The 21,688-nt window shown below is 46.2% G+C and carries 16 protein-coding genes; 6 read left to right on the plus strand and 10 right to left on the minus strand.

Features of this window, described 5'->3' with window-relative positions; translation table 11 throughout:
- The first annotated feature begins 149 nt into the window (after positions 1-149).
- A complete protein-coding gene (locus tag H3S82_RS03675; protein ID WP_198232569.1) occupies positions 150-1,781 on the plus strand; it encodes an alpha-D-glucose phosphate-specific phosphoglucomutase in 1,632 nt (543 codons plus the stop codon).
- A gap of 10 nt (positions 1,782-1,791) precedes the next feature.
- Here the strand turns inward: H3S82_RS03675 and H3S82_RS03680 are convergent, their stop codons facing one another.
- Positions 1,792-2,535: a GntR family transcriptional regulator gene (locus tag H3S82_RS03680; RefSeq protein ID WP_198232568.1), complete on the minus strand. Its 744-nt coding sequence runs from the start codon at positions 2,533-2,535 to the stop codon at positions 1,792-1,794.
- A gap of 287 nt (positions 2,536-2,822) precedes the next feature.
- On the opposite strand from H3S82_RS03680, the gene H3S82_RS03685 reads away from it, so the two are divergent.
- Both H3S82_RS03685 and H3S82_RS03690 read left to right on the plus strand, forming a co-directional pair.
- Complete coding sequence (locus tag H3S82_RS03685; protein WP_198232567.1) at positions 2,823-4,172, plus strand: adenylosuccinate lyase family protein; 1,350 nt, start codon at positions 2,823-2,825, stop codon at positions 4,170-4,172.
- A gap of 276 nt (positions 4,173-4,448) precedes the next feature.
- Positions 4,449-5,792 (plus strand): cation:dicarboxylate symporter family transporter, encoded by a 1,344-nt coding sequence (locus H3S82_RS03690; protein ID WP_198232566.1) that lies wholly within the window; start codon positions 4,449-4,451, stop codon positions 5,790-5,792.
- Positions 5,793-6,125: 333 nt separating this feature from the next.
- On the opposite strand, the gene fumC is transcribed toward H3S82_RS03690, so the two are convergent.
- The 9 genes from fumC to H3S82_RS03735 all read right to left on the minus strand — a co-directional run bounded on the left by fumC (position 6,126) and on the right by H3S82_RS03735 (position 18,507).
- The gene (gene fumC / locus H3S82_RS03695) at positions 6,126-7,514 is read right to left on the minus strand and encodes a class II fumarate hydratase (protein WP_198232565.1); all 1,389 of its coding nucleotides are present in this window, start codon (positions 7,512-7,514) and stop codon (positions 6,126-6,128) included.
- A gap of 496 nt (positions 7,515-8,010) precedes the next feature.
- The gene (groL, locus tag H3S82_RS03700; RefSeq protein ID WP_198232564.1) at positions 8,011-9,645 is read right to left on the minus strand and encodes a chaperonin GroEL; all 1,635 of its coding nucleotides are present in this window, start codon (positions 9,643-9,645) and stop codon (positions 8,011-8,013) included.
- Positions 9,646-9,706: 61 nt separating this feature from the next.
- Positions 9,707-10,003 carry a co-chaperone GroES gene (gene groES, locus H3S82_RS03705; protein WP_075870318.1) on the minus strand — a complete coding sequence of 99 codons (297 nt, stop codon included), beginning with the start codon at positions 10,001-10,003 and terminating at the stop codon, positions 9,707-9,709.
- Positions 10,004-10,566: 563 nt separating this feature from the next.
- Positions 10,567-11,142 carry a NifU family protein gene (locus H3S82_RS03710; protein ID WP_198237116.1) on the minus strand — a complete coding sequence of 192 codons (576 nt, stop codon included), beginning with the start codon at positions 11,140-11,142 and terminating at the stop codon, positions 10,567-10,569.
- A gap of 169 nt (positions 11,143-11,311) precedes the next feature.
- Positions 11,312-11,803 (minus strand): universal stress protein, encoded by a 492-nt coding sequence (locus tag H3S82_RS03715; protein WP_077970458.1) that lies wholly within the window; start codon positions 11,801-11,803, stop codon positions 11,312-11,314.
- Positions 11,804-11,809: 6 nt separating this feature from the next.
- Positions 11,810-12,886, minus strand: coding sequence for an HWE histidine kinase domain-containing protein (locus tag H3S82_RS03720; protein WP_369458966.1), 1,077 nt, complete (start codon positions 12,884-12,886; stop codon positions 11,810-11,812).
- A gap of 135 nt (positions 12,887-13,021) precedes the next feature.
- The gene (gene trpS, locus H3S82_RS03725; protein WP_198232562.1) at positions 13,022-14,089 is read right to left on the minus strand and encodes a tryptophan--tRNA ligase; all 1,068 of its coding nucleotides are present in this window, start codon (positions 14,087-14,089) and stop codon (positions 13,022-13,024) included.
- A 75-nt stretch (positions 14,090-14,164) separates the two neighbouring features.
- Complete coding sequence (gene murJ / locus H3S82_RS03730) at positions 14,165-15,727, minus strand: murein biosynthesis integral membrane protein MurJ (protein ID WP_198225225.1); 1,563 nt, start codon at positions 15,725-15,727, stop codon at positions 14,165-14,167.
- A complete protein-coding gene (locus H3S82_RS03735; protein ID WP_198232561.1) occupies positions 15,724-18,507 on the minus strand; it encodes a [protein-PII] uridylyltransferase in 2,784 nt (927 codons plus the stop codon). The genes murJ and H3S82_RS03735 overlap by 4 nt, the downstream gene beginning before the upstream one ends.
- Before the next feature lie 204 nt (positions 18,508-18,711).
- Between H3S82_RS03735 and H3S82_RS03740 the strand changes: the two genes are divergently transcribed.
- The 3 genes from H3S82_RS03740 (at position 18,712) to H3S82_RS03750 (ending at position 21,601) form a co-directional block, all read left to right on the plus strand.
- The gene (locus H3S82_RS03740; RefSeq protein WP_198232560.1) at positions 18,712-19,557 is read left to right on the plus strand and encodes a TIGR01459 family HAD-type hydrolase; all 846 of its coding nucleotides are present in this window, start codon (positions 18,712-18,714) and stop codon (positions 19,555-19,557) included.
- Positions 19,554-20,546, plus strand: a complete 993-nt coding sequence (locus H3S82_RS03745) for a bifunctional riboflavin kinase/FAD synthetase (protein ID WP_198232559.1) — start codon at positions 19,554-19,556, stop codon at positions 20,544-20,546. The genes H3S82_RS03740 and H3S82_RS03745 overlap by 4 nt, the downstream gene beginning before the upstream one ends.
- Before the next feature lie 161 nt (positions 20,547-20,707).
- The gene (locus H3S82_RS03750; RefSeq protein ID WP_246788727.1) at positions 20,708-21,601 is read left to right on the plus strand and encodes a MipA/OmpV family protein; all 894 of its coding nucleotides are present in this window, start codon (positions 20,708-20,710) and stop codon (positions 21,599-21,601) included.
- The last annotated feature ends 87 nt before the right edge of the window (positions 21,602-21,688 follow it).

A 21,688-nucleotide genomic window follows, 5' to 3' on the forward strand; every position in this document is an offset into this window, starting at 1 on the left:
CAGGCAGTGTGAGCCGGAATTCACATAAGAAAGGTAAGAGATCGGCCGTTAACTTGCAAGCTCGCCCCCGAAAGATTGATAATTTTATACTCGATATTTTTGGTTAATCGCTTTAAATTGATCACAGTAAAGAACATATGGTGATGAATATGGCGATTTTGACAATTTCTACGACTGCCTTCGATGATCAAAATCCTGGAACTTCCGGATTGCGGAAGAAGGTGAAAGTTTTCCAAAAGCCGAATTACGTCGAAAATTTCATCCAATCTATTTTCAATAGCGTTGGTGATGTTTCCGGGAAACTTTTTATTCTCGGAGGCGACGGGCGTTTTTTTAATAAAGAAGTTATCCAGAAAATTTTAAAAATGGCTGCCGCCAACAAAGTCGGCCATATCAAAGTTGGCTTGAACGGCATTTTGTCGACACCGGCCGCTTCCCATCTTATCCGCAAATACAAGGCCTTCGGCGGCATTATTCTGTCGGCAAGTCATAATCCGGGCGGTCCATCCGGCGATTTCGGTATCAAATACAATATTTCCAATGGCGGTCCTGCACCGGAAAAAGTAACAAAAGCAATTTTTGAATCTTCAAAAAAAATTACGTCTTATAAAATAGAAGATTGTGGCGATATCGACATTGCAAAACTGGGAAAAACGCAAGTCGGTTCAATGGTTGTCGAAGTCATTGATCCGGTTGTCGATTATGCAAATCTGATGGGAGAATTGTTCGATTTCGACCTCATCCGCAAAGCAATTGCCGGCGGTTTGACATTCCGCTTTGACGCATTGAATGCTGTGACCGGTCCATATGCTCATGAAATTTTCGAGAAACGTCTGGGCATGAAGGAAGGAACAGTTGTGAATGGTACACCGCTTCCCGATTTCGGCGGGCGCCATCCCGACCCCAATCTCGTTCATGCCCATGATCTTTATGAATTGATGATGTCTGAAGACGGGCCTGATCTTGGAGCTGCATCCGATGGCGATGGTGACCGTAATATGATTGTCGGCTGGAAACGGTTTGTCACACCATCCGATTCTCTTGCTATTCTCGCTGCCAATGCAAAGCTCGTTAAAGGCTATCGCAATGGTATTGCCGGCATTGCACGCTCTATGCCGACAAGTGCTGCAGCCGATTATGTGGCCAAAAAACTCGGTCTCAACATTTATGAAACACCGACAGGCTGGAAATTTTTCGGCAATTTGCTTGATGCCGGCAAGGTAACATTCTGCGGCGAGGAAAGCTTTGGCACGGGTTCCAATCACGTGCGTGAAAAAGACGGTTTGTGGGCAATATTGTTCTGGCTCAATCTGCTTGCGGCAACCGGTAAAAGTGTAAGTGAAATTGTCGAACAACATTGGCAACAATTCGGCCGTTCATATTATACACGTCATGATTACGAGGAAGTTGATCAGACCGCGGCAAAAGCTCTTATGGAAGATTTGCGCTCACGTCTCGGAAAACTTGCCGGAACCGACGTTGCAGGGCTAACGATTGCCAAGGCAGATGATTTTTCATATCATGATCCGATTGATGGTTCGGTCAGCGAGCATCAAGGAATCCGTATTTTCTTTGAAGGCGGCGGACGTATCGTCTATCGTTTGTCAGGGACCGGAACATCGGGCGCCACGGTTCGCGTTTATATGGAACATTATGTTGCCGATCCGCTAAAGCAGGATGACAACACACAAGAAGCACTTGCTGCCTTGATTGTTGCCGCCGACGAGCTTGTTGACCTCAAAAAACGGCTTCAGCGTGATAAGCCGTCCGTTATTACGTGATGATAAAAGCCTAGCGTTGTCCAACATCGTGAATCAGCCGCGACGTATAAGCATATCGTCCGGCTGGATAAAAACTGACTGAAAACTGTATCAGTTCTTTGGGTGTGAAATAATAACGGCGCTGTATCTTGAGAGCAGGAGAATTGGGTTTTACCCCGAATATACCGGTCAAGCTTTCAGGCATGAAATCGGCTTCGATGATCTGCTCAATCTCGCTCACTCTGCGTCCAGCGTGGGTTTCAATCAGGTTGGATAGTGCACCATCGTGATTTTGTAAATTGTCACGTATGATTTTGCTATATCGCCCGTCAATATAAACATCTGTCCAGCAAAACGGCGTGGCTTGTGGATCCTCTTTGGTGCGCCGTAAATGGGCAATGTGAATCCAGCGTGAGCCCGGGGGCCTGCCTATCAGGTCTGCCAGCGTATTGTCTGCCACGACATCATCAATTTTTAAAATCTCGCGTGGCATGGCTGATGCATAGGCAATAAGTTCCTCGATCGAGTCGATGCGGTAGGCATATCCCGCATTCGTCTGTCTGGGATCGGTGGCCTCTACACGGGTTCCTGTTGAAGGGCGGCGCGTTACGAGGCCAAGTTTTTGTAGCTCGCTCAAGGCATTACGTATAGTGGATCTGCTAACCCCCATTCTCTTTGCAAGTTCAGGTTCGCTCGGCAAAGTCGTACCAAGAGGATACACGCCCTCACGAATACTGGCGACGATCTTTTCGAGAATTTCCTCGTATCGTTTCAAGCAGAACCCCTTTGGCGTCTATAGCTATGCATTGGATATAGTGCAATTTCCGAAGAGTTTGAAGCACATAAGCAGCATAATCGCTCCGCCGGCTCAATCCTGTAACCGTCTCATATCCTATAATAATCTATATTAAACAAAGCGTTGTAGCAATTTTACGCCCGACGTGAACCGGATAGGCTCCGGAAGGTTCTTAACACCTTTGTAACAATATTCCGGAGATTGCATAGATTCAATTGACATTGTACGAACAATATATATTGTACGAACAAAGTGAGGAGGAAACCATGGCAAGCAGCGTTATTGATTCAATCTTGTTTCGCGACATGTTCTGTACCGGGTCTATGAGAACAATTTTTTCCGACGAAAAACTCGTCGGCTATTATTTGCAGGCTGAAGCCGCTTTGGCGCGGGCACAGGCAACGCTTGGTATTATTCCGACGGAAGCCGGTAAGGCCATTGATGTAGCGGCCAAAACCATTCGGATAGATTTTGAACGGTTGCGCAAAGAAACAGACATTGTCGGATATCCGATTTTGCCTTTGGTTCATCAGTTAAGCGAGGCGGCAGGCGCCGCCGGCGGCTACGTTCATTGGGGCGCAACGACTCAGGACATTATGGATACCGCCAATGTTTTGCAGATTCGTGATGCGCTGGAGATCGTTGAAACGGATCTGACAAATATCTGCAAGGTTTTAGAAAATCTGGCATTGCGCTATCGTGATACACCGATGGCAGGACGTACCCATTTGCAGCAGGCTTTGCCTATCACCTTTGGTTATAAGGTTGCTGTTTGGCTTAGTCCGTTTTACCGTCATCTGGAGCGTTTGCAGCAATTAAAAAAACGTGTCCTGTTCGGGGAATTTGCCGGAGCTGCCGGTACACTTGCATCAGTTGGCAAGGATGGTTTCAAAATTCAGGCGGAATTTTGCCATGAGCTCGGTTTGGCTCAGCCGGAGATGACTTGGCATGTTGCCCGTGACGGTATTGCCGAAACACTGACGTTTTTAGGTCTGATCACCGGTTCGCTTGCTAAAATTGCTACTGACGTCATGTTGATGACGTCGACCGAATTTGGAGAATTATCGGAACCGTTTGTACGTGGTCGCGGCGCCTCTTCAACTATGCCGCAAAAGCGCAACCCCATTGCATGCGAGTTGATGCTTGCCGTGGCCAAATCTGTGCGCCAGCATGTTGCGGCCGGGCTTGACGGTATGATTCAGGATTTTGAACGCGCGACAGGCCCTTGGCATTTGGAATGGATTTCGTTGCCGGAAAGTTTCATTTTGTCTTCTTCAGCGCTCGCCCAAGCCCATTATATGCTCAATGGCCTTGTTGTGCATGACGAACGCATGCATGAAAACCTTTATCGTACGCATGGCCTGATTGTCGGTGAAGCGGTGATGATGGCGCTTGCCCCCAAGATTGGCAGGCAGAAGGCCCATGATGTCGTCTATGATGCCTGTCGGGTGGCGATAGAGGAAAGGCGCCATTTGGTGGATGTCTTAAAAGAGAATAAGAAGCTTGTCGCAGATATCGGTGGTGCAGCCGTTATCGAACAGGCCTGTGATCCAAAGAATTATTTGGGACTGAGCGGCGAAATGGTTGACCGGCTGCTGAAGCTTAAAAAAATCTAGATCAGATCATTTCACATCAAATTATGGTTTTGCTCTCATTGTTTGTTTTACGCGGTTTCGATCTGCAATCCGTTTCACACTTTTTAGAAACGCTTGTGAGAAACCCCGCTTGATATGAGCTGATAATTGGTACCGGTTTCATCACCTGACAGTATTCTTCGAAAAAAGCCGATTGAGCTTTTGTTGGAAATGCTATCAGGGGCAAATGCCGATACCTCAAGACGTTTTCTAAATCGTTATTCGTAATTTACACACATATCGGAGGAGATATGTTTCATGGTTGAGGATATGAGTACAATTGTACTCCATAAAAGCAAAAAGCCATTGTGGACAGGCTTGGGCTTTCAAGTCATTGTTGCCATGGTTCTCGGAGCTGTGGCAGGTTTCATTTTTCCGGAATGGGCTGTTTCACTCAAAATACTTGGCGATATTTTCCTGCGTCTCATCAAGACCGCTGTTGCGCCGCTGGTATTTTTGACCATTGTTGCGGGCATTGCTTCTGCGGGAGATTTCAAAAGGGTGGGGAAAGTCGGTTTGACGGCGTTGATCTATTTTGAAATCGTTTCAACCATCGCCATCGTATTTGGTTTGGCCTGTGCTTATCTTTCGGGTGTCGGCCTCGGTGTTGGTGAAATCACGGCTTCAGAAACTGCGACGAAAGCTGCATTGGCAGCAGCCCAAAAGGCTGCACAATCCCATACCGGATTCATGCATTTTTTCCTGAACATATTTCCTGAAAATTTTGTGGGAGCTTTTGCGCAAGGCGAGCTATTGCAAGTGCTCGTCATCTCGATCATTTTTGGTGCGGCATTGCTATCCCTCAGGGAAGAAAAACGGGCACCTATCGAGCGTGGTCTAGCGGCAATCTCCGATGCATTTTTCGAGTTTATCCATCTGATTATGCGGTTAGCCCCCGTCGGAACCTTCGGTGCCGTCGCCTATGCCGTGGGGGCGAATGGTACGGATATTCTGATTGCTTTGGCTTGGTTGGTCATTGCTTTCTATCTTGCAATAATAGCCTTTGTCATCATTGTTATGGGCTCTATTTGCGCGCTGTTCAAGATCAACCTCTTCGGCCTATTGCGCTATATCAAAGATGAATTGATTGTGGTTCTGGGAACAGCCTCATCAGAGAGTGTCTTGCCAAAATTTCTGGAAAAATTACCTGGCTATGGGGCGTCGAAACAAACTGTCGGTTTGGTCATGCCTACGGGATATGCCTTTAATCTTGATGGCACATCCATCTTTATGAGCATGGGTGTTGTCTTTATCAGCCACCTTTATCATGCACCCATGACATGGGAACAATTGGCAGGTTTAATGGCCATTATGCTTCTCACCTCCAAAGGTGCAGCAACCGTGTCAGGCGGAACGTTTGTTGTTTTTGCAGCCACAGTGACGGCCTCGGGCTTTTTGCCCATTGAAGGTTTGGCACTCGTTTTTGGTGTCTATCGGTTCATGTCCATGGCTGTTGCCGCATGTAACGTAACAGGCAACTGTGTAGCGGCGATCGTCACGGCTAAAATATGTGGCGAGTTTGATTCGAAGCAGGCCGAGCGTGCCAATCGTGATCCCAAAGGAGTAGAAGCAGAGATCTATCAAAAGTTTGAGGAACACTAGGAAGTAAACATAAGCGGTCTCTCTTCAATAATCACGTTGCTAAGAGTTAGGCTTAAGGTTTACAAGAATTTTTGCTGTTGAAGGAATCAATAGACTGCCAGAAACAGGAAGTCCTCAGTTTCTATGGCGCATTTTTTCTGCATTTCGTTTCTTGAAACGCTATTGACTTCGAGAAAAGATACTATCTTCAAAGATTGAGGCATTTATACTTAAAAAGTAACAAATGAACCTGCCTTCAATGTTGCTTGATCCGGCATGATGTATATTTTATGAAAAAACCGTGCGGGAAAAATCCTGCACGGTTCCGGTTAAACAAAATCAAACCAGCCTGGTTCATTTCGGATGGATCATATTTTCCGGTTTGACCAGACGATTATAATCAGCCTCGGATACACCGGCCTTTAAAGCTTCTTCGCGCAGTGTTGTACCGTTTTTATGAGCAGTTTTCGCAATTTTTGCAGCTTTGTCATATCCGATTGCAGGTGCAAGTGCAGTTACCAGCATCAAGGATTTTTCGAGAAGATCATGGATGCGTGCTTCATTGGCCTTGATGCCTTTGACGCAATTATCTGCGAAAGAAACCATGCATTCCGACAAAATCTTGATGGATTGCAAAACATTGAATGCGATAACCGGTTTATAGACATTGAGCTCGAAATGTCCCTGACTTGCCGCAACTGTAACCGTGGTTTCATTGCCAAAAACCTGACAAGCAACCATAGTCATCGCTTCGCACTGGGTCGGGTTGACTTTGCCCGGCATAATCGAAGAACCGGGTTCGTTTTCCGGTAAGCTCAATTCGCCAAGTCCGCAGCGCGGGCCGGAGCCCAAAAGGCGGATGTCATTGGCAATTTTGAAGAGATCGGTCGCCAAGGCGTTGAGACTGCCGTGGAAATTGGTAATTGCGCCGTGGCTTGCCAGAGCTTCGAATTTGTTATCGGCCGTTTCGAATGCAACACCTGTAATGTCGGTCACAGCTTCGACGAAATCCTTGTCGAAACCGATTGGAGCATTCAAACCGGTACCGACTGCCGTACCACCTTGTGCAAGTTTGAGAACGTCTTGCAGTGCCGCTTCAATGCGTTTTCTATTATGTTCGAGCGCTGCACGGTAACCTGAAAATTCCTGTCCCAGCGTAATCGGGGTGGCATCCTGTGTGTGGGTGCGACCGATTTTGATAATTTTGGAAAATTCTTTTTCCTTATCCTTCAACGCGATCGTAAGATGGTCGATTGCCGGAAAAAGTTTATTGATGGTCTCTAAAGCTGTCGAGATATGAATGGCTGTCGGAAATGAGTCGTTTGATGACTGGCTCATATTGACGTGGTCATTGGGGTGAACAGGCTTTTTCGATCCCATTTCTCCGCCGAGCATCTCGATAGCACGGTTGGCAATGACTTCATTGACATTCATATTGGTTTGCGTACCCGAACCGGTCTGCCAGACGACGAGTGGAAAGTTGTCGTCGAGTTTGCCGTCAATGACTTCATCGGCTGCTGCAATAATTGCTTTTCCCAACTCTGGCGAAAGCTTTTTAGCTTTCATATTGGCCGTAGCTGCGGCTTTTTTGATAAGCCCCAAGGCGTGAATGAGCGGGAGAGGCTGCCTTTCGCCGCCGATTTTGAAATTGTGCAAAGAGCGTTCTGTTTGTGCCCCCCAATAATGGTCAGCAGGAACCTCGATCGGACCGAATGTATCCGTTTCTGTGCGGGTCTTTACCATGATAAAACTCCTCTGTGGTTGAGGAGACGATAGACCAAGAGAGCCAATGAGAAAAGGCCTTAAACAGGATCAGATCTATTTCTTGAACGTGTTTTTAAACATATTTTGGTGAGGAAAAAACGAAGTTTAGAATAAAACATAGATGACCATAACGGGATTGTTAAAATCCGGCGGATTTTTTCCGATATTTTGACTTCCGATGGCAAAAACCGCCGCTAAAACAAATTATCGAGATAAAAACGGATTTTTAGAGGGGAAGATAAATGGACGGGAACCATCTCCGTCTAAAAGAACAATTTGAAAATCAGCTTGTCGAATATCTTGGCTTGTTTAATATCCGTATCGGATGAATTGTTTGGTCGCGTTTTAAAATCGCGATAAGCTGAAAAATTAGCCCCTGATAGAATAATGGCGAATTTGTTATTCGCGCGTTTTATTATGATTTAAAATAAAAACGGGCCCGAAGGCCCGTTCATTAATGTTGTCTAGGACTTTATTAGAAGTCCATGCCGCCCATGCCGCCGCCCGGCATTGCAGGCATTGGAGCCTCTTTCTTCGGCAATTCTGCAATCATGGCTTCAGTTGTGATCAACAATCCGGCAACGGAAGCAGCGTTTTGCAGAGCAGAACGGACAACCTTGACAGGGTCAACAATGCCCAGAGCAATCAAATCGCCATATTGGCCATTGGCTGTGTTGTAGCCGAATGTATCGCTCTTGTTTTCAAGAATTTTACCAACAACGATAGAAGCTTCATCTCCAGCGTTGGTAGCAATTTGACGGGCAGGAGCCTGCAAAGCGCGACGAACAATATTGATACCGGCTTCCTGATCGGAATTGGTCCCTTTAACCTTGATGTCGGCTGCTGCGCGCAGGAGTGCAGTACCACCACCGGCAACAATGCCTTCTTCAACAGCGGCACGTGTTGCATTCAAAGCATCGTCAACGCGGTCTTTTTTCTCTTTAACTTCAACTTCTGTTGCACCGCCAACGCGGATAACAGCAACACCGCCTGCCAATTTTGCAAGACGTTCCTGAAGTTTTTCACGGTCATAATCGGAAGTTGTTTCTTCGATCTGGGCCTTGATCTGGTTAACACGTGCATTGATTTCAGGCTTCTTGCCAGCACCGTCAACAATCGTTGTGTTTTCTTTCGAAACGGTAACTTTCTTTGCACGACCGAGCATGTCGAGTGTGACATTCTCAAGCTTGATGCCGAGATCGTCGGAAATAACCTGACCGGATGTCAGAATGGCGATATCTTCCAACATTGCCTTACGACGATCACCAAAGCCCGGAGCCTTGACAGCAGCAATTTTCAAGCCGCCGCGCAACTTGTTGACAACGAGAGTTGCCAAAGCTTCACCTTCAACATCCTCGGCAATGATAAGCAAAGGCTTGCTTGACTGGACAACAGCTTCAAGAACCGGAAGCAGAGCCTGCAAGTTTGAAAGTTTCTTTTCGTGGATCAGGATGTAAGGGTCATCAAGATCGGCAATCATCTTTTCTGTATTGGTTACAAAGTAAGGTGAAAGGTAACCGCGGTCGAACTGCATACCTTCAACAACTTCAAGCTCTGTATCGGCAGTCTTTGCTTCTTCGACTGTGATAACGCCTTCATTGCCGACTTTCTGCATGGCTTCGGAAATCATTTTACCGATTTCGGTTTCGCCATTTGCTGAAATGGTACCAACCTGTGCAACTTCGGCTGAAGTTTTGATTTTCTTTGCTTTTTTCAGAAGATTTTCGACAACTTCATTAACAGCAGCATCGATACCGCGCTTCAAATCCATCGGGTTCATGCCGGCAGCAACAGCTTTTGCGCCTTCCTGAACAATTGCCTGACCCAGAACAGTTGCTGTTGTGGTACCGTCACCGGCAATATCGTTGGTTTTGGAAGCAACTTCGCGCAACATCTGTGCGCCCATATTTTCAAACTTGTCTTCAAGTTCGATTTCTTTCGCAACCGAAACACCGTCTTTGGTAATTCGTGGAGCACCGAAAGACTTGTCGATGACAACATTACGGCCTTTAGGACCAAGTGTTACTTTCACGGCATTGGCGAGAATATCGACGCCACGCAACATACGTTCACGCGCATCGCGGCCAAATTTGACTTCTTTTGCAGCCATTTAATATATCTCCTTGGGAATTATCCCGGAATTGTTTTTAAAATTTATGGGAAAATGGCTATCAGCCGAGAATACCCATAATGTCGGATTCTTTCATAATCAGAACGTCTTCGCCATCAAGCTTGACTTCCGTTCCTGACCATTTGCCAAAGAGAACGCGGTCGCCTGCTTTAACGTCAAGAGCAACGAGCTTGCCGCTTTCATCACGTGCACCCGGACCTACAGCGAGAACTTCGCCTTCCTGTGGCTTTTCTTTGGCTGTATCTGGGATGATGATCCCACCTGCGGTTTTTTCTTCTGATTCAACCCGACGAACGACTACGCGATCGTGTAATGGGCGGAATTTGGTTTTTGCCATGTCTTGAACCCTTAAAATGTTTAACTTTAATTAAACTCGATTTCGTTGAGGTATTTCCTCGATTAGCACTCTCGATGTCCGAGTGCTAACTCATGAGAACAGATAAAAATTGCCCCCTATAATGTCAAGAAGCTGGTTTTAATTTTTTAGTGAATAGGCTTCTAGGAACTTTGTTCCTTCAACGCAAAAAGACGCGCGCAAAAAGCCGCATGTTGTGGAACATTGATGAAAAGAGATCGGACAGCGCTTAAAAAATGCGGCCCGATCGAGTTTGTCTAAAGGAGCAAAAATTCAAACAAATGTATAAGCTTCAATGGGTTAAACACATAAGGCTAGAGATATTTTTCTAACGTTTGGATGTCTTATCGCAAATTTAAAAAGGAAACTTACTTTAACGCCAATAATCGGAATAGCCACTCAAATGACGAGAATAACGATCGTAACAAGATTCATCCTGTCCTTGTGCAAAAGGTTAAAAAAGAATGAATTATTCACAAGCATAGTTACTCGGATTGTTACATTTTTAAGTTTCCACAGTCAGGATTCGCTCTATTCGGGATCCGTCACGTGGGATATTCCTCAACGCCTGCAACTTCCGGAACGAAATGACGCAAAAGATTTTCGATTCCATGTTTGAGGGTTGCTGTTGAAGCCGGACACCCCGAGCAAGAACCACGCATGTTCAAATAGACAACACCGTGCTCGAAACCGCGGAACGTGATATCACCACCATCATTGGCCACAGCAGGACGAACCCGTGTTTCGATAAGCTCCTTGATTGTGTCGACGAGATCTTTATCTTCTTCCGAGAAAAATTCTTCCCCGACCGGTACGTCGGGCACATCATTGACATGCGCTGCCATTATCGGACTATTGGACATGAAATGTTCCATAATAGTTCCCAATATTGCAGGTTTCAGATGCTGCCATTCTGTGTTGTCTTTTGTGACTGTGATGAAATCATAGCCGAAGAAAACACCGGTAACACCGGGAATAGCGAAAAGTTTGGAAGCAAGAGGCGAACGTTCGGATGCGTCTTCTTTGTCACGGAATTCGGCAACGCCTTCTTCCAATACAACCCGACCCGGCAGGAATTTTAGTGTTGCGGGATTGGGCGTGGTTTCTGTCTGGATGAACATATAATTTCCTTTTCATGGTCAAGGCATGCAAGGTGCATTATTCAATTACCTTTTATATGCTGCTTTAAGGAACAAAAATTCAAGAGGCAAGTCGCGCCTTCAAAATGATATTGCGGTGAAGAGCTTCTTTTTTCGAAAGGTTTTGTTTTAAACGGGAAAGAAAAGCTGGTCAGGCGACGGAATCGATGTCTTCCGCACTCAAACCATCGGGAATAATTGTAACAGGAATGGGAAACGCGCTTCCTTTTGCCGCAATGGACTGCACAAGAGGCCCTGGTCCTTCAGCACCCGAGCCGGCGGCAAGCACAAGAACCGCAATATCCTGATCACTTTCAATAAGCTTTACGATTTCAGCAGCCTTTTGCCCCTCGCAAATTTTGGTTTCCGTCTCTATTCCGAGATTTTCCCTTACCTCTGCAGAAATCGCCGATAAGGTCTGGCGCGCCTGCTCATGGGATTCAGCGCGCATAATATCACCGACACCAAGGAAATGCTGGAATTCCGAACTGTCGATCACATAAAGCAGGATCAATCTTCCGCCGGTGTTTTTTGCCCGCCTTGATGCATAGGCGACAGCACGGCGGCATTCCGGTGTCTCATCAATAATTGCCAGAAATTTTCGCTTATGACCGTATTGGCGACTTAATCGTTTTGATAACATTTCTGTTCACCTGCTGGCAGCATCATCGGGAGCAAGCTGAATATGGCATATCAGCCCCTCAGGCGCATAATCAATTTTCACGTCATTATGCGGATTATAGCTCAAACTCCGTTCAATCAGCGTTGAACCGAACCCCTTTTTATGATGGGAGGAAATTTCCGGTCCGTTGCTTTCACTCCATATCAGGTTGATAATTCCTTCTTTCGAGAGAGACCAGTTTACCGAAACATGACCGGAGGCAACCGAAAGCGCTCCGTATTTGATTGCATTGGTCATAAGCTCGTGAAGCGTTAAAGCAAGCGCCAGCGCCGCCTTTTCCGATACATTGACCTTGGGGCCATTGATTTTGATATTGCCATAAGTTTCCATGGCAACTGCCATAGTATTTTCAACAAGTATCTTGAGGTCGCTTTTTTTCCCGCTATCCTCTTTCAAAGTGCTTTGCGCCTCGGCAATTGCTCTGAGTCTTGCCCCCACTTTTTCGCTCGCACTTTCAAGATCGGAGCTGCTTTTGAGCGTTTGGGAAACCACCGCATTGACCATGGCCAAAATATTTTTAACGCGGTGGGCCGATTCGCCGGCAAGGATATGTAACTGGTTTTCGAAGTTGATGCGTTCTGTGATATCAATGCCCTGAACATAGATACCGATAACCTCACCATCGCTATTCTTGATCGGTTGATGAATGAAATCGACATAATGCAAAACCGGCTCTTCGCTGCCCGGTCGTTCAATGAGAAGCGGGACACTTGCACCACGGAACGGCTCTTTGGTTTCCCAAACCTGATCAAGAAGAGCAATGAAGCCTTGTCGGGGAATTTCGGGCATGGCTTCCGCGACGGTACGCCCGATTAATTCTCTGCTACCGACAAGTTCCATAAAAGCATTGTTGACAAGATAAAAACGATGATCCCGATTGAGCAAAACTATGACAAAGCCCGGTGCCTGCTGGACAAGGTCTTTTAAAAAATCGATTTCGGCAATAAAGCGAGAACGCTCGCCTTCAAGCTTATCTTGGAACTCCGGTTTGGTAGTCTTGTTATTGTCTGTTTTTCTATTTTCGGTTTTTAAAGAAAACGTCACACAATATTCCAATCGAAAATTGACACTATTTTCAAATTTAGTGCAATTCGCTTTTTGTGCAAACTATTTTTGGCGGCGGACTTCAAGATGAAGGTGCTTTGATTTAAAGCACCTTCATCATCATTGTTTTTAAACTCATCCTTGAAGGAAACCCACAATATCGCGGACATGTTTCATTGTGTCTTCGGCAAGAACGCTCGCACGTTCCGCACCTTCTCTTAAAACCTGATCAATATAGGAAGGCTCGTTATTGAGACGACGCAATTCTTCTGTAACCGGCGACAATTTGCTGACGGCCAAATCTGCAAGTGCAGGTTTGAACTCGGAAAACTGTTTGCCGGCAAATTCTTCTATAACAGCTTTTTTGTCACAACCGGAAAGAGCGGCATAAATCCCTACGAGGTTATCGGCTTCCGGCCGGTCGGTCAGGCCCTCAACAGTGTCAGGCAATGGCTCCGAATCGGTTTTTGCTTTTTTGATTTTTTTGGAAATATCGTCAGCCGTGTCGATGAGGTTGATACGCGACAAATCGGATGGGTCGGATTTCGACATTTTTTTCGTTCCGTCACGCAGTGACATGACACGTGTGGCGGAGCCGCCAATCAAACCTTCAGTGAGCGGAAAGAAACCGTTGACGGTCTCGTCACCGACCTGCATTTCAACACCCACGCCGAGTTCGGCAATGCGTTCGGAATAATCATTATTGAATTTTTGTGCGATGTCGCGGGTAAGCTCGATGTGCTGTTTCTGGTCTTCCCCGACAGGGACTTTTGTGGCGCGATAAACCAGAATGTCGGCAGCCATCAAACTGGGATAGGCAAAGAGGCCGAGAGACGCATTTTCACGATCTTTTCCCGCTTTGTCTTTAAACTGGGTCATACGGTTCATCCAGCCGATGCGGGCAACGCAATTGAAAATCCATGCAAGCTCGGCATGCTGATGAACGCGTGACTGGTTGAACACAATGTGGCGTTTCGGGTCAATTCCGGCTGCCAGAAATGCTGCTGTCACTTCACGTGTCGAACGCATGAGATCATGCGGATCGGGGTTGACTGTGAGCGCATGCATATCAACAACGCAATAGATACATTCATAGTCTTTTTGCAATTCAACCCAACGCTTGATCGCACCGAGATAATTTCCCAGATGAAGATTTCCGGTCGCTTGAACTCCAGAAAAAACACGTTGTTTGAATGTGCTCATAATAGACAATCCGATCTTTCAAAAAAATTATAGCTGTTTTTGTCAAAGCTTTCTGTTGAAAGCAATTGAAAACCTTTACCGCTTGCGCAGCAACCCTCTTTTGATCAACGATATATTTGTTGCACCGAAAAGAAATGCAGAACCGAAATAGACTATTATGGCTCCAAATACCAGAGCAAGTACGCCGCTTGCACGATAAGCTAACGGAGCCTTTGCCGACAGCGGATAATCAAGATAGCCGACAGCATAATGGAGGGCGATTGCCATGACTAATGTCGCGAGCAATATTCTTGGAATACGCTTTAAAAGAACTTTATCGCGTCCCCATTGGCGCCTTCTGACAAGAGTGATGAACAGTAAAACGGCATTGACCCAGCCGGCCGATATTTCGGCTATGGCTATTCCACGGGCCGATAAGACCGGAAACAGAGTTAATGCAAGCGAAATATTAACGACCACCGAAATTCCGGCAAAAATCATTGGTGTTTTGGTGTCTTCACGGGCGAAGAAACCCGGAATGAATGCTTTTATCAATACAAAAGCCGGAAGACCCAAGCCATATATGCCTAAAATTCCCGCAACAATTGTCGTTGATTGGGAAGAAAAATGCCCGCGTTCGAACAATAGGCGCACAATCGGTTCTGCCATAACCAAAAAAGCGGCAGCAGCAGGTAAGGTCAAAAGCAGAGTGAATTCGACAGACCGGTTTTGCAAGTTATCGGCTTCTTTCAGATTGCCACTTCTGAGTGCACGGGAAAGTTCGGGTAAAAGTACTGTGGCAACGGCAATGCCGACAACACCCAATGGAAGTTGATAAAGCCGGTCGGCATAAACAAGCGAGGAGACAGCGCCCGATTGTGCAGAAGCAATATTGGTATTGATGAGGAGGTTAATCTGTGTGATGCCGCCGGTAATCGCTGCCGGTAATGCAAGCCAGAGGAGGCGGCGAACATTTTCGGTGAATTTCGGGAGGCGAAAACCGATTTTCATACCGGCATTGGCAACAGCAATCCACACAATAATAAGTTGCACAATACCGGAGGCCATAACGCCCCATGAAAGATCAATACCGACATGCCAGGGGTCAAGCTTATAGACCCATGCGTAAAAGAGAACGCCGATCAGAATAATATTGAGAAAAACCGGTGCGATTGCCGCAGCAAAATAGCGGTGAAGAGAATTGAGCATTCCGCCCATCATTGCCGCCAGTGACATGCAGGCAAGATAGGGAAACATGATCACCGCAAAACGGACGGTTGCATTGAATTTTGTTGCATCATCGGTAAAGCCCGGTGCGATGACATAGCGCACCAGAAAAGGCATGGATAACTCCATGATGATGGTGAGGATCAATAATATCGAAAACAGCACACCGAAAACTTCTTCGGAAAAACGCCGTGCACTGTCGACACCGTCTTCTTCTATCTGCTTGGCAAACAAGGGCACAAAGGCAGAATTGAATGCACCTTCTGCAAAGAGGCGCCGGAATGTGTTGGGGAAACGGAAGGCCGCGTTGAACGCGTCGGCCACAGGCCCTGTGCCAACAGCCGCTGCCATAAGCATTTCTCTGACAAAGCCGAACAGACGACTCATCAACGTGCCGGATGCAACGGTCGCGAATTGTTTGATGAGGCTCATGTTCTTTTTATATTTTCCATTTGTTCAGCAGCAATAAGAGCCAGTAATTTGCGGCGTATAGCAGCCTGTTTTTGCGGGTTGATAATTTGATGACGGAAAAGATCATTGACATAAAAATTGTCGATAACCTTTTCTCCGAAGGTCGTAATATGTGCAGAAGCAATGTCAAGCGAAAGATCGGATAGCGTTTTTGTAATTTCAAAAAGTAGCCCTGGTCTGTCGAGACCTTCGATTTCTATGACACTGAATTTGTCCGACAGCGTATTATTGATCTCCACACTTGGTGTAACGTCAAAGGCCTTGGCTGCACGGCGCGGTTTGGCGCGTTGTGCAATCACTTCCGGCAGGCGGATGGTTCCCTTCAAGGCATCTTCTATCATTTTACCGACACGTTTTGCCCGCCTTGTTTCATCATCATCAAGCTCGAATTCGCGGGTGATCAGAATGATATCAAGAGCGCGGCCATCTGTGGTGGTAAAAATTTGGGCGTCGACAATATTGCCGCCAGCAGCAGCGCATGCACCGGTAACAATGGAGAGAACCCGCGGATGATCGGGCGCAAGAATTGTAAGCTCTGTGACACCGGCAAAACGGTGCGGGTCCGACATTGTTGCAAGCGGGGCGTTGCGTTTATCGGCATCGCGGATAAAATTGGCTTGCCGGACCTGATCTTCCGGTGAAACCGTTAACCAGTAGTTGGGATATTGTAAGCCGATATAATGTTGTTTTTCAGCTTCGCTCCAATTTTCAAGTGCATTATAAAGGCGTTCTTTCGAGGCGTTGATGCGGTCGGTCCTTGGAACTTGTGAAAAACCTCCGGTCAGAACAATTTCAGTCTCGTGATAAAGTGTGCGTAACAATTGCCCTTTCCAGCCATTCCATACACCGGGACCAACAGCTTTGATATCACATATGGTCAAAACCAGCAGTAATTTGAGCCTGTCGGTTGTCTGAACAATATTGGCAAAGTCTTCGATTGTTTTTCGGTCATTGAGATCACGTGACTGGGCAACCATACTCATGGTGAGATGTTCTTTGATGAGCCATGCAACAAGCTCTGTATCAGCTCGCGACAGTCCGAAACGCGGGCAAAGCTTGCGGGCAATTTTTGCGCCCGCAGTCGAATGGTCTTCCGGCCTTCCTTTGGCAATGTCGTGTAAAAATAAAGCAACAAAAAGAATCGTCCGCTCTTTTTTGAACGTTGGCACAATTGCCGAAGCAAGTGGATGATCCTGATAAACTTCGCCATGATCGATCTCGCTAAGATAGGCGATACAGCGCAACAAATGTTCGTCAACGGTATAATGATGATACATGTTGAATTGCATCATCGCGACAATCTTGCCGAAATCGGGGATGAATTTACCCAAAACGCCGGATTCATTCATTCGCCGCAAGATGAGTGACGGGTTGCGGGGCGAGGTCAGAATGGCAATAAAAAGCCGGTTTGCTTCTTTGTCGTCACGCACTTTCTGGGTGATGAGCCCGAGCGAACGGGAGGCTTCCTGCACAGCATGGGGATGGCATTCCAGCCCGTGAATATCGGATAAATAAAAAAGGCGGATAAGATTGACCGGATCGCGGATAAAAACATCATCATCATCGATATTGATGCGTTTTGTGTCAACAACAAAACCCGGATAATCGGCAATTTTTTTCTTGCGGCGCGAAAATGTCAAAAACACCCGATTTAATCCCGGAACCGGTTTTGCATATTCTTCTTCGAGTGCCGCTGAAACAATTCGCGTCAAATCACCAACCTGTTTGGCAACAAGAAAATAATGCTTCATAAAGCGTTCGACATCTTCCATTCCGGGGTGGGCGGTATAGCCCAGACGATGGGCAATATCGCGCTGGATATCAAAAGACAACCGCTCCTGTGCCTTGCCGGTTAGAAAATGCATATGACAACGAACGGCCCATAAAAAATCGTCAGCTTTTTTGAAAATACGAAGCTCGGCTTTGGATAACACGCCAAGTGTTACAAGTTTGTCGGTCGAGGTGATACGATAATGGTATTTGGCAATCCACATCAGGGTTTGTAAATCGCGCTGACCGCCTTTGCTTTCTTTAACATTCGGTTCGACCAGATAACGTGTTTCACCGGCTTTTTTGTGACGAAGGTCGCGTTCCAGAAGTTTTGCCCGAATAAAAGCCGGAGAAGTTCCTTTGACAACTTCGTCTTCGAAGCGGCGCATCAATTCGGTGAAAATCCCCCGATTACCGATCAGAAAACGCGCTTCAAGGAGGGCGGTTCTCGCGGTCATATCCTCTTTTGCCATGCGGATTGAATCGTCGATATTTCTTGTTGCATGGCCGACTTTAAGGCCAACATCCCATAGCATATAGAGAATATATTCCATCACCTGTTCGCCCCATGGTGTCTGTTTCCATGGCAGCAAAAAATGAAGATCTATATCGGAATGCGGTGCCAAGGTTCCGCGTCCATAACCACCAACTGCGACAAGAGCAATGCGTTCACCGCTTGAAGGGTTGGGAAGGGGATAAACTCTTTCGATAACAAAATTATAAAGTGTTGTGATGACGGTATCGATGAGCAAACTTAACCGGCGGGCGCATTGACGCCCTTTACCGTTTTGTTGAAGAATAATTTCCGCTTCTTTTTGTCCATCAGCAATAGTCGCCTTTAAAAGTGAAACAATTTTCGGTTTGATTTTCAAACCTATATCCGCACCCTCTTCGTTTTCGATGAGTTCTTCCATTTTTTGACGAAGATCTTTTTCTTCAATCAGAACAAGATTTTTAGTTGAAGCGCTCATTATTGACCAATCTGTTGCAGAGACATTTTTGTAACTGGAAACGAATCTAGACTATATTTGGATATGTTGGAATAGCCTATATTTGTAAGCAAACGAGAAAGAGGATGACATCATCCGCGTCTTGCGTTAGGTGTCTAGGCAATATTTCTGCGAAGGTCTGAAATTCCGACAGATGGCGAGTTTCTAATAGGGTATGGTAGCAAGATGGAAGAACCTGAAAATTTACAGGAAATAATCGACCGTTATGATGCTGTTTTTTGTGATGTGTGGGGTGTTATTCATAATGGCGTTCACGCTTTTAAAGAAGCTGTTGCAGCTTTGATCAAAGTCAGACAATCCGGAAAATCGGTCATATTGCTCACCAATTCGCCCCGTCCGCATGACGGTGTGGCGAAGCAGTTGGCTTCCTTGAAAATCGGCTCCGATGTTTATGATGACATTGTTACTTCCGGTGATGCGACACGTCACCTCATCAAGGAAGCACCGAGGAAAGTTTTCCATATCGGGCCAGAGCGTGACCTTGCCTTGTTTGACGGGCTTGACGTCGAGCTTGTTGAAGAATTCGAGGCGACATCAATCGTCTGTACGGGACTTTTCGACGACGAGCATGAAGAGCCGGATGATTATCATGATCTTTTGCTCAGATTAAGATCGAAGAATTTGCCTTTTATATGTGCCAATCCCGACATTACGGTTCATCACGGCGACAAGATATTATGGTGTGCTGGTGCACTTGCGCGCGCTTATGAACAATTGGGCGGGCGCACATTGATTGCCGGCAAGCCGCATCGCCCGATTTATGATTTGGCTATGGACAAACTCGCCGAACGAAAAGGCAGAATAGCCAAAGACCGAATTCTCGCGATTGGTGACGGCATATTGACCGACATGAAAGGCGGACAACAATACGGACTTGATACGCTTTATATCTCTGGTGGCATCCATCAGAATGAATATGCGAAAGATGGCGACATCAACCGTTCATTTCTGACCGAATTTTTAAACAAATATGGCAGTCAGCCCATTGCCACTATGTGGACGCTTAAATGACCAATAAATTTTTGCGGTTGAAAAATCTCGCTGCATTACCGGAAAGTTATAAGAATTCGGTTGTAGCGATCGGTAATTTTGATGGTGTCCATAGGGGTCATCAGGCAGTTTTGGAAAAGGCTCTCAATATTGGCAAACGAACCGGCCGTCCGGCAATTGTTTATACATTCGAACCGCATCCCAAAAGCTTTTTCAAGCCGGAAAAGCCGGTTGATCGGCTCACACCGGCAGCAGAAAAAGCCAGAATATTGGAATTGATGGGATTTGATGGTGTTGTCGAACAACACTTTGATGCAAAATTTGCTCACCTTACTGCCGAAGAATTTGTCAAACATATTTTATGCGAAAATTTTCATGCTTCGGCAGTGGTTACCGGAAGCGATTTCCATTTCGGAAGCAAGCGTGTCGGTACGCCTGATTATCTTGCCGATTGTGGAAAAAAACTGGGCTTTGCTGTTGTTAAAGTTCCGCCTTTTTGTGACGAAAACGGTCAAGTCATTTCTTCAAGCCGCATTCGTGCACTATTGGCTGACGGAAAAGTGGAGGAAGCAGCAGGCCTCCTCGGCTACCACTATACTGTTTGCGCGAAAGTTATTCATGGAGCAAAGCTCGGTCGGACATTAGGTTTTCCGACTGCCAATATGGCGCTTCCCGAAGAAACAGGTCTTGCTTTCGGAATCTATGCAATCCGCTTTCGCCGGAGTGACGGAACACTTTATGACGGGGTCGCAAGTTTCGGGAAACGGCCGACAGTAGAAGGCGATGGTGTGCCATTGCTTGAAAGCTTTCTGTTTTCATTTGATGGCAATTTATATGATGAAACGGCATCTGTTTCCTTTTATTCATATTTGCGTGGAGAAAAGAAATTTGACGGTTTACAACCATTGATTGCCCAAATGAATAAAGATAAAGAAGAAGCCAAAGCAGCACTTACGGCGGCTTCACCGCTGTCGGCATTGGACAGAAATTTTACATTTACCAATCGGTAACGATAGGCCAACAACATTTCTGAGAAAATAAAGTTTTAAGACATTCTTAAAATGTTGATTGAATATTTATGATTGGCCAGTTTGCAAAGAGTTGGTGTTTGGCAGTGTTTAATCAGCTGCTTTGTCAAAGCGTCTGGAGTGTATAGGTGTCGGATAATATATTGAAAGTAGTTTTCGCAGGCATGACCGGCTTGATGACGATTTCATGTTTTCAGGCAAATGCAGAAGAGCTATACGATTACCAGACGGGAAAAGTTACCAATGTTTCGGCTGGACAACGTGCGGTCGACGACCAAAATTATCGTTCGACAGCACCGGCCAAAAAACATTTCTACAGCGGAAACTGGTCGCTAACCCTTGGCGCATCGGTTTATGAAGCACCAAAATTCGAAGGAGATGACACCTACGACATCGCTGTTGACCCGATTTTTTCCATAGGCAAAAGGGGTGGTGACGATCGTTTCTCTTCGCGCAACGATAATATGTCTTTTGCTTTGTTGGAAAAGAGCCTTATTCGTCTTGGTGTTGTGGGAAAAATTTTGCAAGAGCGTGACAGTGACACGTCAGGCGATCTCAAGGGGTTGAACCGGGTGAAATGGGGTGGCGAGGTCGGCGGTTTTGCCGAAATCTATCCGCTCGATTGGCTGCGGGCGAGAGCAGAAGTGCGTAAAGGTATACGCAGTCATAATGGTGTTACGTCCGACATTGCTGTTGACGCCTATAAAAATTTGACACCTTCTGTACAGGTTTCCGGCGGGCCGCGCGCTTTTTACGCGACACAAGACTATTTCAAAACCTATTACGGAGTTGATGCAGAAGAATCTCTTCGTTCGGGGTTGAAAGAATTTCATCCCGATAGTGGCTGGGGGTCCTTTGGTGCCGGTGGTGCAATTACCTGGAAAGCCACAAACAAAATTACAACCAGTGTGTTTGGCGAATATAAGCGGTTAACTGGCGATGCCGGTGATTCATCTCTCGTTTTCCAACGTGGGGACAAGAACCAGTTTACCATGGGTATTTCGGCGTCTTATCGTTTTGATTTTACATTGCGCTGAAAAAGCGGGTTAAAGATAGATAAAGCTGCAAACGCAGAGCAATGCTTTATGTGAAAGTTTATTGCCAGCGTTTTGGCACAAACGCTT

Origin of the sequence: Bartonella sp. M0192 (genome assembly GCF_016102305.1) — a bacterium.
GTDB classification, from domain to species: domain Bacteria; phylum Pseudomonadota; class Alphaproteobacteria; order Rhizobiales; family Rhizobiaceae; genus Bartonella; species Bartonella apihabitans.

Coding starts and splice junctions, on each gene's coding strand:
- H3S82_RS03675 (WP_198232569.1), top strand. CDS start 150: ATGGCGATTTTGACAATTTCTACGACTGCCTTCGATGATCAAAATCCT.
- H3S82_RS03685 (WP_198232567.1), top strand. CDS start 2,823: ATGGCAAGCAGCGTTATTGATTCAATCTTGTTTCGCGACATGTTCTGT.
- H3S82_RS03690 (WP_198232566.1), top strand. CDS start 4,449: ATGGTTGAGGATATGAGTACAATTGTACTCCATAAAAGCAAAAAGCCA.
- fumC (WP_198232565.1), bottom strand. CDS start 7,514: ATGGTAAAGACCCGCACAGAAACGGATACATTCGGTCCGATCGAGGTT.
- groL (WP_198232564.1), bottom strand. CDS start 9,645: ATGGCTGCAAAAGAAGTCAAATTTGGCCGCGATGCGCGTGAACGTATG.
- groES (WP_075870318.1), bottom strand. CDS start 10,003: ATGGCAAAAACCAAATTCCGCCCATTACACGATCGCGTAGTCGTTCGT.
- H3S82_RS03710 (WP_198237116.1), bottom strand. CDS start 11,142: ATGTTCATCCAGACAGAAACCACGCCCAATCCCGCAACACTAAAATTC.
- H3S82_RS03715 (WP_077970458.1), bottom strand. CDS start 11,803: ATGTTATCAAAACGATTAAGTCGCCAATACGGTCATAAGCGAAAATTT.
- trpS (WP_198232562.1), bottom strand. CDS start 14,089: ATGAGCACATTCAAACAACGTGTTTTTTCTGGAGTTCAAGCGACCGGA.
- murJ (WP_198225225.1), bottom strand. CDS start 15,727: ATGAGCCTCATCAAACAATTCGCGACCGTTGCATCCGGCACGTTGATG.
- H3S82_RS03735 (WP_198232561.1), bottom strand. CDS start 18,507: ATGAGCGCTTCAACTAAAAATCTTGTTCTGATTGAAGAAAAAGATCTT.
- H3S82_RS03740 (WP_198232560.1), top strand. CDS start 18,712: ATGGAAGAACCTGAAAATTTACAGGAAATAATCGACCGTTATGATGCT.
- H3S82_RS03745 (WP_198232559.1), top strand. CDS start 19,554: ATGACCAATAAATTTTTGCGGTTGAAAAATCTCGCTGCATTACCGGAA.